The sequence below is a fragment of the Streptomyces sp. WAC 06738 genome, assembly GCF_003945505.1.
Classification (GTDB): Bacteria; Actinomycetota; Actinomycetes; order Streptomycetales; family Streptomycetaceae; genus Streptomyces.
This window is the reverse complement of the sequence record NZ_CP029618.1, coordinates 6,036,080-6,051,185: the sequence shown is the minus strand read 5'-3', so window position 1 is coordinate 6,051,185 and position 15,106 is coordinate 6,036,080. Positions and strand designations below refer to the sequence as shown.

Below are 15,106 nucleotides of genomic sequence, written 5' to 3'. Positions count from 1 at the left end.
CGCCCGGGTGCGCCCTTACCGTGGGCATATGGCAGAGAACGAGACCCTGGCCCTGCACGCCGCCGCGCTCGATCAGTTCACCCGGCACGTCCACCAGGTCGGTCCCGACCAGTGGGGTGCGGCCACGCCGTGTACGGAGTGGAGTGTGCGGGATCTCGTCAACCACATGACGGTCGAACAGCTGTGGGTGCCGCCGCTGCTCGCCGGTGACCGGCCCGAGGGGGTGGGCGACGAATACGAGGGCGACCAGCTCGGCGACGATCCGGTGGAGGTCTGGGACGGCGCCTCCGCCGAGGCCCGCGCCGCCTTCGCGGAGCCGCTCGCCCTTTCCCGCACGGTGCACCTGAGCTACGGGGACAGCTCCGCGGAGTCGTACTGCACGGAGATGGCCGTGGACGCGATCGTGCACTCCTGGGACCTGGCCCGGGGCATCGACGCGGACGACGTACTCCCCGCGGAGCTGGCGGAGTTCGCGCTGGCCCAGGTGGAACCGCAGGCCCGGATGCTGGCGGCCAGCGGGCTCTTCGCCGCCCCGGTGCCGGTGCCGCCGGACGCGGACGCGCAGACGCGGCTGCTGGGGCTCACCGGGCGCCGCCCCTGAGCCCGAGGGGCCTGCGGGCTACGCGTCCGTGCGCTGCGGGGCCGTGAGGATCGTCCCCTGCGCCACCGCGCACAGCTCGGGGCCGCGCTCGCCGTCCCCGGCGGCCCCCCTGTCCGGGGTGCCCGGGGTGCCCGCGCCGTCCGGGGTGCCGGGACCGACCGCGTAGATGTCGCAGCGGCAGACGGCCTGGCGCCGGCCCGCGTGCACCACGTACGCCTCGGCCCGCAGGGTGCCGTCCCGCGCCGGGCGCAGGTACTGGACGGAGAAGCCGCCGGTGAGGACCGCGGGACCGAGGACCGTGCCGGCGGCGAACGTCAGCGCGTTGTCGGCGGCGTAGGCGAGCAGCCCGCCGTGCGCGTAGCCGAACTGCTGGCGCAGGTCGTCGCGGATGTCCACCTCCAGCGTCGCGGCGCCGTCCGCGAACGCGGTGATCCGGGCGCCGAGCAGCCGGCTGAACGGCTGCTCGTCGAGCACCTTCTGCGCGAAGTCGATCCCGAGGTCCGTCATGTGACCCCACGGTAACGGCTGTGGGACGCCTCTAGCCCCGCTCGGGTTCGCGCAGTTCGACCCAGGTGCACTTGCCGCGGGGCAGCAGGTCCACGCCCCAGCGGTCCGCGACCTGGTCGATGAGGAACAGCCCGCGGCCGCTGGTGTCCATGTCCCGTACGGGCATCAGGCACGGCAGCGCGCGCGAGGGGTCGCGCACCTCGATGCGGATCCGGCCGCGCCGCCGCGACATGCGCAGCCCGAACGTGCGCGCCCCGGTGTGCCGTACGGCGTTGCCGACGAGTTCGGAGACCAGCAGCACGGCGTGCTCGGCGAAGCCCGGCGACATCCCCCAGTGCCGGAGGACGACGGCCTCGGTCAGCCGGCGGGCGGTCCCGGCGGACTCGGGCCGCGACGGCAGCCGCACCTCGCCGACGGCGGGGTTGCCCCAGCGCTCCATCGGGTCGGGGTCGGCGGCACCGCCGGCGGGGGCCGCGGTGGGGAAGCGCCGGTAGGCGGGCGAGGGCAGCGGCCGCAGCAGCTTCCTGCGCGGCCGCCGTCCGGCGAGGGCCTCCGGATGCGCCGGCTCGTCCCGGTGGAGTTGCTGGATGTCCTCAAGGCCCGCCATGGCCTCATGATGGCGCGGGCGGACGTCTTTGGGAGCATTTCCGCGCCAACAAGTCCCGCGGAAGCCTACATTCCGTGAGCACGCACAGGCATATGCCAGAGCTACTTCGTCCCGCCCGTACCACGCTGAACTGCGTAAACTCCCCGGTGACCGGCGTACGCGGGACCTCAAAGCACCCGGATCACCGAAGTCTTGCTTCCGGCGCCCACTACCCCCGGGCGGGGGTAGTGGTCACGGAGCGTCGCCTGGCGCCCGGGGCGGCGGAACCCGCCCGGAGGGCGCCCGCGGACCGGCTCAGCGGAACTCCGCCTTCCCCGGCCCCTTCTCCACGAAGCTGCGCATCCCGCTCTCCCGGTCCTCCGTCGCGAACAGCCCCGCGAACCAGCTCCGCTCCAGCGCGAGCCCCGTCTCCAGGTCCGTCTCCAGGCCGTGGTCCACCGACTCCTTCGCCGCCCGCAGCGCCATCGCGGGCCCCTTGGCGAGCCGCGCCGCCCAGGCGTGCGCCTGCTCGTACACCTCCGCGTCCGGCACCACCCGGTCCACCAGGCCGATCGTCAGCGCCTCCGCGGCCTTGACCATCCGGCCCGTGAAGATCAGGTCCTTGGCCCGCGAGGGCCCCACCAGCCGGGCGAGCCGCTGCGTGCCGCCCGCGCCCGGGATGAGCCCGAGGAGGATCTCCGGCTGCCCCAGCTTCGCGCCCTCGCCCGCGATCCGGATGTCGGCGCAGAGCGCCAGCTCGCAGCCGCCGCCCAGGGCGTACCCGTTCACCGCCGCGACCACCGGCTTCGGCACCCGCGCCAGCGCCGTGAACGACTCCTGCAGACCGCGGCTCCGCGCGACCATGGCCGCGTGGTCCATCGCTTGCATCTCCTTGATGTCGGCGCCGGCGGCGAAGACCTTCTCGCCGCCCCACACCACCAGGGCGCGCACGTCGTCGCGGCCGGCCGCCTCGTCGGCGAGTTCGCGGATACGGTCCTGGACGGCGATGTCCAGGGCGTTCATGGGCGGGCGGTCCAGGCGCAGCGTACCGACGCCCTCGGCGACCTCCAGGTATGCAGTCATGCCACCACACGTTAGCGCTCATTAACGCGACGGGGCCCGGTGCGCTTGCTCACACACCGGGCCCCGTGTGCCGTCCGTCCGGATCATCCGGCGGAGGGACTGCCGTCTTGCGTCACTTCTCTGCCGTCACTGCGGTGCGGTCCACTCCTCCCAGGACATGTTCCAGCCGTTCAGGCCGTTGTCCGGGGCGATGACCTCGTCCTTGGCGTTCTTCACCTCGACCACGTCGCCGATGAGGGAGTTGCGGAAGAACCAGGAGCCGGGCGTCGACTTGTCGCCGCCGCCGCGGGCGTCGTACAGGCCGATGCAGCCGTGGCTGGCGTTGGCCGAGCCGAACGTGGCCTGTCCCGACCAGTAGTTGCCGTGGATGAAGGTGCCGGAGGTGGAGAGGCGCTGCGCGTGCGGTACGTCCTTGATGTCGTACTCGCCGCCGAAGCCGACCGTGTCGCCGTCCATCCTGGTGACCTCGAGCTGCTCGGTGATCACCATCTTGCCGTTCCAGGTCGGCGTGGACGGCGCGCCCGTCGTCACCGGGATGGTCTTGATGGTCTTGCCGTTCCGCTCGACCTTCATCTTCTTGCTGTCGGCGTCGACCGTGCTCACCTGGCGGCGGCCGATCTCGAAGCCGACGTCCTTGTGCTGCTCGCCGTAGACGCCGTCCGCGCCCTCGACGCCGTCGAGGCGCAGGCTGAGGGTCACCTCCGTGCCGGGCTCCCAGTACTCCTCGGGGCGGAAGTCCAGCCGCTGGTTGCCGAACCAGTGGCCCTCGATCTCCACGTCGGGGTCGGCGGTGACCTCGATGGCCTCCTCGACCTCCTTCATGTTCGAGATCGGCTGGTTGAAGTTGAGGGACACCGGCATGCCGACGCCGACGGTGCTGCCGTCCTCGGGCGTGAAGTGGCCGATGAAGGTGTTCTCCGGCACGACGGTGGTGAAGGTGGTGTCCTTGGCGGACTCCAGCCCCTCGGAGTCCTTCGCGACGGCGTGCACCTTGTACTTGGTCTGGGTGCGCAGGTGGCCGGACGGCTTCCACTCGGCGCCGTTCTCCGAGATCTCGCCCTCGACCTCGGTGCCCTTCTCGTCCGCCACCTTCACGGAGACGAGCTTGCCCTTGTCCGCGGTCACCTTCAGGTCGCCCTGGGTGCCGACCGCGTCGGCGCCGTCCTTCGGCGTGATCTCGACGACCGCCTGCGAGACCTTCTGCTCCTTGCCGCCGGAGCCGGGACCCCCGGAACCGCCCTTGCCCCCGTCGCCGTCCCCGCCGTCGGAGCCGCCGCACGCCGTCACCACGACGAGCACGGCGCCGGTCAGCAGCGCCGCCAGGCTGTGCCGGGTACGTCCCCTTCGTATCCGCTCCACCTTCAACGCCGTATTCTCCCCTCGGCCACACCGAGCCAGAAGTCCCCCGCGCGTGGTCACATGCGCGCCTTTGCGTTCAAGGTATCCCCAGCCATGGAGATGTGACGCCGCGCGATTGTCACCGTTCGGTCCCAACTGGTGGGCGCCGCGCAGGCGCTTGCGGCGCGGTAATCCGGTGGCGCCCCCGGAGCCGCCGGGTGACACTGCAACCCGATGACCTCCTCTTCCGCATCTTCCGCACCCTCGTCCCCCGCCCACGGGATCCGGCGCGGCGCGCCCGCCCGCCGGGGACCCCCGCCCCGCCGCAGGGCGGCCCGCCGGCGCTGCCGGAGCCGCCGCGACGGCCCCTGCGCAGCCGCGAGTTCGGCCTCTTCTTCGTCGCCCGCGGCATCGCCAGGCTCGGCGACATGATGGCGCCCGTCGCACTCGCCGCCGGGCTGATCATGCACGGCTACGGCGCCGGGGCGGTCGGCCTGGCGATGGCGTCGATGACGGCGTGCTTCGCCGGGTTCGTCCTCTTCGGCGGGGTGTTCGCGGACCGGTTCAACGCCCGTGCCGTGATGATCGGCGCCGATCTCGCCCGGGTCGGCACGCAACTGGCGACGGCCGGGCTCTTCCTCTCCGGTGACGTCGTGCTCTGGCAGGTCTGCGCGCTGTCCGCGCTGAACGGCACCGCGTCCGCGATGTTCCAGCCGGGGATCGCCGGCATCATCCCGCGGATCGCCGATGACGTGCAGGGCGCCAACGCCTCGATCCGTACGGCCGAGTCGGCGATGACGCTCGCCGGCCCCGCGGCGGCGGGAGCGCTGGTCGGCCTCACCTCGCCCGGCGGCGTCTACGCCGCGCACGCCGGGACGTACGCCGTGAGCGCCCTGTGCCTGGCGCTGCTGCGGCTGCCGCCGCGCCCGGCGGACGACGCGCCGCCCGAACCGCCGGCGAAGGGCGGGCGCGGGCGCGCGCTCCGGGCCGATCTGGCGGAGGGCTGGCGCGAGTTCTCGTCCCGCACCTGGATGTGGGCGGTCATCGTGGTGTGGATGGTCTTCATGATCGGCTCCTGGGGCCCGACGGTGCCGCTGGTGGCGGCGGAGGTGGTGAGGGAGTACGGGGCCGGGGCGTACGGCGTCGTCAACTCCGTGATGGGCGCCGGGATGGTCGTCGGCGGGCTGGTCGCGATGCGGCTGCGCCCGGCGCACCCGCTGCGCGCCGGGGCGATCGCGGCGCTCGGCTTCGGCGCCCAGCCGGCGGCGGTGGGGCTCGGGCTGCCGGTGCCGGCGATCGCGGGGGCGATGGCGGTGGCCGGGGCGGCGCTCGCGTTCTGGAGCGTGATGTGGGCGACGAGCGTCCAGACGCAGGTGCCGCCCGCGGCGCTGAGCCGCGTGAACGCGTACGAGATCGCCGGCTCCGTCGCCATGCTGCCGGTGGGCAACGCGCTCGCCGGGCCGGCCGCGGGGGCGTTCGGCGCGCACGCGGTGCTGGTGTTCAACGGCGGGCTGGCGGTGCTGACGGCGTGCACACTGCTCGCCGTACCGGCGATACGCAACCTGCGCAGGGTGGACGGCATACGCAAAGATCCCGTCAAAGCGGACACCCGGCGGACGGATGGGCGCATGACCGACAGGTCAGGGAAAGGGAAAACAGGGTGAGCGGTTAGCCTGCCCTTACGTAGGCTCGGGGGCGATGCCTGCAGCCGACACACGCACCGAAGAGCCCGAGCCCGCCGACTCCCCGACCACCGCCGGTACCGGCCCCGGCCTCGCGGGACCACCCGCGGGCGGCGAGGAGGACCGCTCCGCGGTGCGCTCGCTGCTGCGCCTGTGGCCGTACGTCCGCCCGGTGCGGGTGCGGCTGTTCTCCGCGGCCGGGGTGGCGATCGTCGCGTCCTGTATCGGCCTCGTGATTCCGCTGGTGCTCAAGTGGCTCGTGGACGGCCCGGTGGCCGACCGCGACTCGGCGGGCGTGTGGCTGGGCGGCCTGCTGATCCTCGCGCTCGGCATCGCGGAGGCGGCGCTGTTCGGCTTCCGCCGCTGGCTGGTGGCGCGCCCGCTGGCCGGCGTGGAGGCGGCGATGCGGGCGAGCCTGTACCGGCACCTCCAGCGGCTGCCGGTGTCCTTCCACGACCGCTGGGCCTCCGGCCAACTGCTCTCCCGCGGCACGACGGACCTCCAGCTCATCCGGATGTTCCTGGCCTTCCCGCTGACGTTCCTGGTCGTCAACGGCACGACCATCGCGGTCGGCTGCGCGGTCCTGCTGGTGCAGGAGTGGACGCTCGGGCTGGTGCTGCTGGCGCCGGTGATCCCGCTGGTCGCGCTCTGCTCGGCGTTCGAGCGGCGCTTCTTCGGCGCCGCCCGCCGGGCGCAGGACCAGGTCGGCGACCTGACGACGGTGGTCGAGGAGGCGGTGCTCGGCATCCGCATCGTCAAGGGCTTCGGCCGGCACCGCAGCCAGGCGCAGGCGTTCCGCCGGCTCACCCACGAGCTGCGCGGCACCGAGCTGCACAAGGCGCGGCTGCTGGCCGGGATCTGGGCGCTGATCATGACGCTGCCCGAGCTGGCGATCGGCGCGGCGCTGGTGCTGGGCACGGTGCAGGTCGCGGACGGCGACCTGTCGGCGGGGACGCTGGTGGCGTTCTTGTCGACGGCGATGGCGCTGCGCTGGCCGGTGGAGTCGATCGGGTTCCTGCTGGCGATGTGCAACGAGGCGGCGACCGCGGCGGACCGCTACTTCGAGGTGCTGGACGAGCCGGAGGCCGACGCGGCGGACCGCAAGACCGCCGCGGCACCCGCTGCCCCCTCCCCCGCCGTGCCCGCGCAGCGCACCGGGCCCCCGCCGGAAGCCGCGGACGGCATCCGCTTCACCGGCGTCGTCTTCCGCCACCCCGACGCCGGCCCCGGCACCGCGCCCGTACTCGACGGCGTCGACCTGCACGTGCGCTCCGGCGAGACCCTCGCCCTCGTCGGCGCCACCGGCTGCGGCAAGACGACGCTCACGGCGCTCGTCCCGCGGCTGTACGAACCGACCGCCGGCCGCATCAGCCTCGACGGCCGCGACATCACCGCCCTCCCCCGCGACGAGCTGCGGGCGCTGGTCGCCGTCGCGTTCGAGGAGCCGACGCTCTTCTCCGCGACCGCGGGCGAGAACGTGCTCATGGGCTCGTACGAGGCCGAAGAGCACGACCTGCTGCGGGCGTTGGACATCGCGCAGGCCGACTTCGTGCACCGGCTGCCGGACGGCCACCGCACGGAAGTCGGCGAGCAGGGGCTCAGCCTCTCCGGCGGCCAGCGGCAGCGCCTCGCGCTGGCGCGGGCGATCGTGGGCAGGCCGCGCTTCCTGGTGCTCGACGACCCGCTGTCGGCGCTCGACGTGCATACCGAGGCGCTGGTCGAGGCCGCCCTGCGGCGGGTGCTTGCGACGACCACGGCGCTGGTGGTCGCGCACCGGCCGTCGACGGTGCTGCTCGCCGACCGGGTGGCGCTCCTCTCCGGCGGCCGGATCGCGGCGGTCGGGACGCACGACGAACTGCTGCACGGCAGCGCGGAGTACCGCGCGCTGATGGCGGGCGTACCGGAGGAGCGGACGGACGGCGCGGCCGGGACCGCGCACGGCGACGAGGGGGAGCGGCGATGACGGCGACGGTCACCGAGAGACCCGGCGGCGAGGAGCCGGACGACGACCGCCCGCGCCCGCGGACCGACCCGTTCGACCAGGACCTGCTGCCCGCGCCCGACGGCGCGTCCCGCACCCTGCTGGGCTCGCTGCTCGCCCCGCACCGCCGCCGGGTCGCCGCCGCGACCGTGCTGATCCTGCTCCAGCAGGCCGCCGTGCAAGCCGGTCCGCTGCTGGTCGCGTACGCCATCGACCACGCCGTGCCCGCGCTGCGGCGCGACGACCACGGCCCGCTGATCGCCGTCGGCATCGCCTACGCGGTCTGCGCGCTGGCGTCCGGGCTGCTCCAGCACACCTTCGTACGGGCCGCCGCGCGCATCAACCAGGACGTGCTGCTCGACCTGCGCGGCCGCATCTTCCGCCACGCACAGGCCCTCGACGTCGACTTCCACGACCGCTACACCTCGGGCCGGCTCATCTCCCGCTCCACCAGCGACGTGGAGTCGCTGCGCGAGCTGCTCAGCGAGGGGCTGCAGGAGCTGATCGTCGTCGTGCTCCAGGTCGTGTACATCTCCGCGCTGCTGCTCTGGCTGGACCTGGGGCTCGGCGGGGCGGCGCTGCTGTCGTTCGTGCCGCTGTACTTGCTGATCCGCAACTTCCAGCGTCGTTCGATCAAGATCTACACCAAGAGGTCGACGGCGATCGCTCGGGTGATCGTGAAGTTCGTCGAAACGATGAACGGCATCCGGCCCGTCCAGGCGTTCCGCCGGGAGCGCGCGAACGACGAGGACTTCGACCGGCTCAACGGGCACCACGAGCGGGTCAACGGCGACTCCATCCTGGAGATGGCCCGTTACGTCGTCTGCTCCCGGCTGACCGCGAACGCCTTCGTGGCGGCGATCGTGCTCTGGGGCGCGTACCGGGTGGCGGAGGACGACCTCGCGCTGGGGGTGCTGGCCGCGGCGGTGCTCTATCTGCGGCGGCTGTACGACCCGATCGACCGGCTCGGGATGTTCCTCAACTCCTACCAGTCGGCGGCGGCGTCGCTGCAGAAGATCGCCGGGCTGCTGGCGCAGCGGCCCGGCGTGGCGGAGCCGGCGGAGCCGCGGCCGCTGCCGGCGCGGCGGGAGGGGCTGCCGGGCCGGGAGGTGCGCTTCGAGGGGGTCGGCTTCTCGTACCGTACGGGCGGCGAGGTGCTGCCCCGCTTCGACCTGACGGTGCCGGCGGGGCAGACGGTGGCGGTCGTCGGCTCGACGGGGGCGGGGAAGTCGACGCTGGCCAAGCTGCTGGCGCGGTTCTACGACCCGAGCGCGGGCCGGGTGCTGCTGGACGGCGTGGACCTGCGGGAGATCGCGAACGCGGAGCTGCGGCGCGGGGTGGTGATGGTCACGCAGGAGGCGTTCCTCTTCTCGGGCACGGTGGCGGAGAACATCGCGATCGGCCGCCCGGACGCGACCCGCGAGGAGATCGAGGCGGCGGCGGAGGCGCTGGGCGCCCACGAGTTCATCACGGCGCTCCCGGACGGCTACGACACGGACGTACGCAAACGCGGCGGCCGCATCTCGGCGGGCCAGCGCCAGTTGGTGGCGTTCGCCCGCGCGCTGCTGGCGGACCCGGCGGTGGTGATCCTGGACGAGGCGACGTCGTCGCTGGACATCCCGGGCGAACAGGCGGTGCAGGAGGCGATGCGGACGGTCCTGCACGGCCGCACCGCGGTGGTCATCGCCCACCGCCTGTCGACGGTGGAGATCGCGGACCGGGTGCTGGTGATGTCCCGGGGCCGCATCGTGGAAGACGGCCCCCCGGCCACCCTCATAGCCGACCGCGGCCGCTTCGCGGCCCTCCACCAGGCCTGGCAGGACAGCACCCTCTGACCCTCCGGGGGCGGCCACGGAGGAGGGCGCCCTGCGCTAGAGGCAGCGCAGCCGGGCGGGGCGTGGTCCGTCGACGTCTCGAAAGGGGCAGCGGACGTACGAAAACGATCACGCCCGCGCGTTGACGGCTACGGCATCGGGCGCATTCCGACGCGACCGGTGGGGTGGTGGGCGGTAACGGGGTGGGTGGGGGGTGGGGTTCGGGGTGGGGATGACCGTGGGGGTGCACAGCGTGTCTAGTCTGGCACGCTCCGTGACCGGAATGCTATTCTTCGTTTCGGCTTTCACACCATGAAAGTTGACGATTTCCGCTCCGGTAACCGCAGCTCAGCGCACGCGTCACTGGACTGGACCATAAAGGGTGGCGGTCCCCCCTTCTCAGGCAGGCGTTCCTATGCGTCACTCTTGTCGTGTACGCATCAGAATTCCGGTCTGTGCGTACAAGCAGCACCCCAGCACCGCCTCTCCCCACCCCCACAGAGCACACGAGTGCCAGGAGGCCGCGATGCACCTGCCCACATCACTCACCCACCGCCTCTTCTCCCGCCGTGCCGGCCGCACCCGCGCCGGCGCCGCCGTCGTCCTCGGCGCCTCCCTCGCCCTGGTCGCGGGGCTCACCGCCCCCTCGGCCGCGTCCTCACCCGCCGCCGACAGCGACGCCAGGAAGAAGAACCCCGTGCCGCTGGGCCACGCCTACATGGGCATGGGCGTGACCTCGGACCAGTCGTCCCCCGACGTCAGCCCGATGGACCACACCACCGGTGTGCAGGGAATCGACGTCTCGCACTGGCAGGGCAGCATCAACTGGTCGTCGGTGCGCAGCGCCGGCATCCAGTTCGCCTGGATGAAGGCGACCGAGGGCACCACCTACAAGGACCCCTCGTTCAACACCAACTACCCCGCCGCCTACCGCGCCGGCGTCATCCGCGGCGCGTACCACTTCGCCCGGCCGAACTCCTCCAGCGGCGCGACCCAGGCCAACTTCTTCGCCTCCAACGGCGGCGCCTGGTCCCGCGACAACCTGACCCTTCCCGGGGTGCTGGACATCGAGAACAACCCGTCGGGCGCCACCTGCTACGGGCTCTCCCAGACCGCGATGCGCAACTGGATCCTCGACTTCTACAACACGTACAAGGCGCGGACCAGCCGTGACGTCGTCATCTACACCAGCCCGAGCTGGTGGAACACCTGCACCGGAGGCTGGAACGGCATGGCCTCGCGCAGCCCGCTGTGGGTCGCGCACTGGACCTCCGCGCACAGCCCGTCGATCCCGAACGGCTTCCCCTTCTACACGGTGTGGCAGTACACCAGCACCGGTCGGGTCGCCGGCATCTCCGGCAACGTCGACCGCGACAAGTTCAACGGCAGCCGGGACCGGCTGCTGGCGCTGGCGAACAACACCGCGTAGCCCGGGGAGATCATGCGACGAAGGGGCCAGCCGGGCTACGGCCGGCCCCTTCCGCATGGGCCCCCGCGCCCGGGGGTCACAAAAGATGAAAGTTGCTCTACTCTTCCGCCATGTCGTGGACGCGTAAGGTCCGAACGGCCCTTCTCCCGCTCGTCGCGCTGGGCGCGCTGCTCCTCACCGCCGCCCCCGCCGCCGCGCACGAGGAGCGCCCCGTCGAGTTCCCCGACGGCACCGGCAGCGTGCCGGCCTACCGCGACGAGGAGCCCGACCTGCTGGTCTGCAAACCCGGCCGGGCGGACTTCGAGGACCGCATCGCGGACTTCCCCGCCGCGCTCCGCGAGCGCAACCTCCGGCTGTACGAGCGCTGCCGCGACCGCGGTTACGAGCATCTGCAGGAGGCCGTCGACGCCGTCGACGCACCCGGTATGACCATCGCCATACTCCCGGGCGTCTATCTGGAGGAGCCCAGCCGGCCGAAGCCCACCGGGTCCTGCGCCCGGCTGAAGGCGCCGCGGTCCGACTTCGGGTACCAGATCCTGTCGTACGCGCAGCAGGAGCGCTGCCCGCACAACCAGAACCTCGTCGCCATCATGGGCAAGCGGGACCTGCAGATCGAGGGCACCGGCGCCGACCGCGGCGACGTCGTCATCGACGGCCAGTACCGCAAGCTCAACGTCATCCGCGCGGACTCCGCCGACGGCGTCTACTTCCGCAACTTCACCGCCCAGCGCTCCACCTTCAACTCGCTGTACGTGCTGGCCGCCGACGGCTTCGTCATCGACGACGTGCTCACCCGGTGGAACGACGAGTACGGCTTCCTCACCTTCGCCTCCGACCACGGCCTGTACCGCGACTGCGAGTCGTACGGCAACGGCGACTCCGGCATCTACCCGGGCAGCGCCTCCGACATCAACGACGGCCGCGGCTACGACGTCCCCCGCTACGCCATCGAGATCACCGGCTGCCGCAGCCACCACAACATGGTCGGCTACTCCGGCACCGCGGGCGACTCGGTCTGGGTGCACGACAACGAGTTCGACCACAACATGGGCGGCGCCTCCATGGACAGCGCCTTCCCCGGCCATCCGGGACTGCCGCAGAACCACGCCAGGTTCGAGCGGAACCTCATCCACGACAACAACCAGAACTACTACCCGTACGTCGCCGACGGCACCTGCGCCGAACCGCCCGCGGAGCGCGGCTACGAGCAGGGCGTCGTCTGCCCGCAGATATCCATGCCACCCGGGACCGGCATCATCACCGCGGGCGGCAACTGGAACATCTACCGGGACAACTGGATCTACGGGCACCAGCGCGCGGCGTTCTACCTCAACGCCGTGCCCGCCTTCATCCGCGGCGAGGGATCCCCCGGCAAGCAGCTCGACACCTCGCACCACAACCGCTACGCCGGCAACCACCTCGGCGTCGACCGCGCGGGCAACGAGCGGCCCAACAAGACGGACGTGTGGTGGGACGGGCAGGGCGAGGGCAACTGCTGGCAGGGCGACGCGGGGGCGAGCAACCCGCGCACGCTGCCGGAGTGCGGCTCGCGGCCCGGCGACGTCTCCGGCGGTTCCGACCGGATCGTCGGCGAGCCGGTGAAGCTGGCGCAGTTGCTGGTGTGCGCGGAGTACGACGTGCGGGCGCGGAAGCTGCCCGCGGGGTGCGACTGGTACGGGGCGCGGGGCATCGAGCGGATCGAGGTGCAGATCGCGCTGGCCGTGGCGGTGGTGCTGGGGCTGGTCGGCGGGGTGCTGTGGTGGCGGCTGCTGCGGCGGGACGCGGTGGCCGGGGGCGCCGCGGTGGCGGGGGCGGCGGGGCTGGTGCTCGACGTGGTGGGGGCGGCGAGTTCGTACGCGCACACCTGGGTACCGGTCGTCGCGCTGGTGCTGCTGGGCGCCTGGTGGACGGCGACCGGACTGCGGCTGCGCGCCCGGCTGCCGGGCGGGCGGCCCGGGTTCACGGGGGTGACGGTGGCGATGGGCGTGCTGACGCTGCTGGACGCCTTCGACAAGTCGGTGCTGCTCATCCCGTGGACACCGCTGAGCCCGGCGTGGCTGCGGACGCTGCTGGGGCTGGTCTGGGTGATCTGGGCGGTGATAGCGGTGGCCAGGCGCGTCCCCGCGCCGGACCCGGCGGCGGACCGGGAGGCGGACCCGACGGCGGAGAAGGTGGCGGAACCGGCGGGTCCGGGACCGGAGCACGCGACGCCCGCGGCGGACCCCGAGTCCGGCCGCCCCGCGGCCGGTCCCGGACCCGCGGGCCCGGCGCCGGAGGCCGGCCTCGCATGAGCCGCCTGGCTCCCGCCCCCTCTCCCACCGCCCGTCTCGCCCTCCTCGGCCTCGTCGCCGCCGTGCTCCTGGCGCTCGCCGGCGCCGGCTGCTCGCGCGGCGACACCCACCACGAGCCCGGCACCGGCCACGAGGTCGCCACCGGATCCGTGCCGCCCGCCACCGACGTGCCCGACCGCGGTGCCGACGGCTCGGACGCGGACACCGGTACGGCCACCGGCACCGTCGTCGAGATCGCCGTACGGGACGGCGAGGTCGTTCCCGCGCCCGGACGCGTCGAGGTGGCACTCGGCGAGCGCGTGACCCTCCTCGTCACCGGCGACACCGACGACGAACTCCACGTCCACGGCTACGACAAGACCGCGGAACTGCGCGCGGGACGCCCCGCCGAGCTGGCGTTCACCGCGGACCGCGCCGGGGTGTTCGACGTCGAGACGCACGGCTCCGGTCTCGTCCTCACCCAGCTCATGGTGCGCTGATGCGCCTCGCCCACGGCGTCGGCGGCACCCAGGACCTGCCGATACCCGCCTTCTACGCCTACGCCGGCGGCTTCGCCGCGCTGCTCGTCTCCTTCCTCGCGCTCGGCCTCCTCTGGCCGGAACCCCGCTACGCCGGTGCCACCGCGGGCCGCCCCCTGCCCCGCGCCGTACAGCGCCTCGCCGCCGCGCCCGCGCTGCGCCGCACCGCCGCGGGCGCCGGACTCGCCGCCGCCGCGTTCGTCGCCGGCCACCTGCTCCTCGGCCCCGACGATCCCGCCCGCAACCCCGCGCCCGGCGCGGTCTACGTGCTCCTCTGGGTCGGCCTCGTCCCCGCCTCCCTCCTCCTCGGCCCCGTCTGGCGCCTGCTCAACCCGCTCCGTACGCTCCACGCCCTGGCCTGCCGCGCCCTGGGCCGCGACCCCGCCGCCGGCCGCCCGCTGCCCGCCCGGCTCGGCCACCGGCCCGCCGCGGCCGGGCTGCTGGCGTTCACCTGGCTGGAGCTGGCCGCCCCCGAACCGGCCGCCACCGCCGCCCTGTCGGCGTTCCTCGCCGCCCACGCGGCCGTCCAGCTCACCGGCGCGGCGGTCTACGGCGACCGCTGGTTCGCGCAGTGCGACCCCTTCGAGGCGTACAGCGCGCTGCTCGCCCGGCTCGCCCCCGTCGGCCGCCGCCCCGCCGACGGCGTGCTCGTCCTGCGCTCCCCCCTCGCCGGGCTCGACGCCACCCCCGCGCTCCCGGGGCTCACCGCCGTCCTGTGCGTGCTCCTCGGCTCCACCGCCTACGACGGCTTCTCCGCGGCGCCCTCCTGGATCGACACCCTGCAGACCTCCTCCCTCGGCCGCACCGCCACCGCCACGCTCGGCCTGCTCACCGCCGTCGCCCTCGTCGCCGTCCTGTACGCCGCCTGCGCGGCGGCCGTCCGCCTGGTCTCCGGCCGTCTCGCCCACCCGCTGTCCGCCTTCGCCCACTCCCTCCTGCCGATCGCCCTCGGCTACCTCGTCGCCCACTACTTCACGCTCTTCGTCACCGAAGGCCCGCGTACCGTCACGATCGCATCCGGCACCGACGACCCGGCCCCGAACGACCCCCCGCTCTCCCCCGGCGGCCTCGCCGCGCTCCAGGTCACCGCCGTCGTCACCGGCCACGTCCTGGGCGTCGTCGCCGCCCACGACCGCGCCGTCCGCCTCTTCCCGCCGGCCCGCGCGGTCGCGGGCCAACTGCCGCTGCTGGCACTGATGGTCTGCTACACCGTCGGCGGCCTGACCCTGCTGCTGGCCGCGTGACCGTGCGGCCCGGCGGCGCGGCGGCGGAGCGG

General features: G+C 73.4%; 12 protein-coding genes. 8 read left to right on the top strand and 4 right to left on the bottom strand.

The genetic code is table 11. From position 1 onward, the window contains the following. The first annotated feature begins 28 nt into the window (after positions 1-28). The gene (locus DMB38_RS26725) at positions 29-601 is read left to right on the top strand and encodes a TIGR03086 family metal-binding protein (RefSeq protein ID WP_125937293.1); all 573 of its coding nucleotides are present in this window, start codon (positions 29-31) and stop codon (positions 599-601) included. Positions 602-619: 18 nt separating this feature from the next. Here DMB38_RS26725 and DMB38_RS26720 read toward each other — a convergent pair whose 3' ends face one another. From DMB38_RS26720 to DMB38_RS26705, 4 genes are all read right to left on the bottom strand, one after another. Beyond that, positions 620-1,108: a PaaI family thioesterase gene (locus DMB38_RS26720; RefSeq protein WP_125937292.1), complete on the bottom strand. Its 489-nt coding sequence runs from the start codon at positions 1,106-1,108 to the stop codon at positions 620-622. A gap of 31 nt (positions 1,109-1,139) precedes the next feature. Further along, on the bottom strand, positions 1,140-1,715 hold the full coding sequence (locus tag DMB38_RS26715) for an ATP-binding protein (RefSeq protein WP_125937291.1): 576 nt from the start codon (positions 1,713-1,715) through the stop codon (positions 1,140-1,142). A 294-nt stretch (positions 1,716-2,009) separates the two neighbouring features. Further along, positions 2,010-2,777, bottom strand: a complete 768-nt coding sequence (locus DMB38_RS26710) for an enoyl-CoA hydratase-related protein (RefSeq protein ID WP_125937290.1) — start codon at positions 2,775-2,777, stop codon at positions 2,010-2,012. Between the two features lie 126 nt (positions 2,778-2,903). After that, complete coding sequence (locus tag DMB38_RS26705; protein WP_125937289.1) at positions 2,904-4,142, bottom strand: Ig-like domain-containing protein; 1,239 nt, start codon at positions 4,140-4,142, stop codon at positions 2,904-2,906. Positions 4,143-4,483: 341 nt separating this feature from the next. Between DMB38_RS26705 and DMB38_RS26700 the strand changes: the two genes are divergently transcribed. The 7 genes from DMB38_RS26700 to DMB38_RS26670 all read left to right on the top strand — a co-directional run bounded on the left by DMB38_RS26700 (position 4,484) and on the right by DMB38_RS26670 (position 15,074). Then, a complete protein-coding gene (locus tag DMB38_RS26700) occupies positions 4,484-5,779 on the top strand; it encodes an MFS transporter (RefSeq protein ID WP_125939298.1) in 1,296 nt (431 codons plus the stop codon). Between the two features lie 34 nt (positions 5,780-5,813). Continuing rightward, positions 5,814-7,760, top strand: coding sequence for an ABC transporter ATP-binding protein (locus DMB38_RS26695; RefSeq protein ID WP_125937288.1), 1,947 nt, complete (start codon positions 5,814-5,816; stop codon positions 7,758-7,760). Further along, positions 7,757-9,613, top strand: a complete 1,857-nt coding sequence (locus DMB38_RS26690; protein WP_125937287.1) for an ABC transporter ATP-binding protein — start codon at positions 7,757-7,759, stop codon at positions 9,611-9,613. The genes DMB38_RS26695 and DMB38_RS26690 overlap by 4 nt, the downstream gene beginning before the upstream one ends. Before the next feature lie 505 nt (positions 9,614-10,118). Further along, positions 10,119-11,021 (top strand): lysozyme, encoded by a 903-nt coding sequence (locus DMB38_RS26685; RefSeq protein WP_125937286.1) that lies wholly within the window; start codon positions 10,119-10,121, stop codon positions 11,019-11,021. 110 nt (positions 11,022-11,131) lie between these two features. Beyond that, entirely contained in the window at positions 11,132-13,312 is a 2,181-nt protein-coding gene (locus DMB38_RS26680; protein WP_125937285.1) for a right-handed parallel beta-helix repeat-containing protein, read from the top strand. Then, a complete protein-coding gene (locus tag DMB38_RS26675) occupies positions 13,309-13,791 on the top strand; it encodes a hypothetical protein (protein WP_125937284.1) in 483 nt (160 codons plus the stop codon). Before DMB38_RS26680 ends, DMB38_RS26675 begins: the two co-directional genes overlap by 4 nt. After that, entirely contained in the window at positions 13,791-15,074 is a 1,284-nt protein-coding gene (locus tag DMB38_RS26670) for a hypothetical protein (RefSeq protein WP_125937283.1), read from the top strand. Before DMB38_RS26675 ends, DMB38_RS26670 begins: the two co-directional genes overlap by 1 nt. Positions 15,075-15,106: the final 32 nt, after the last annotated feature.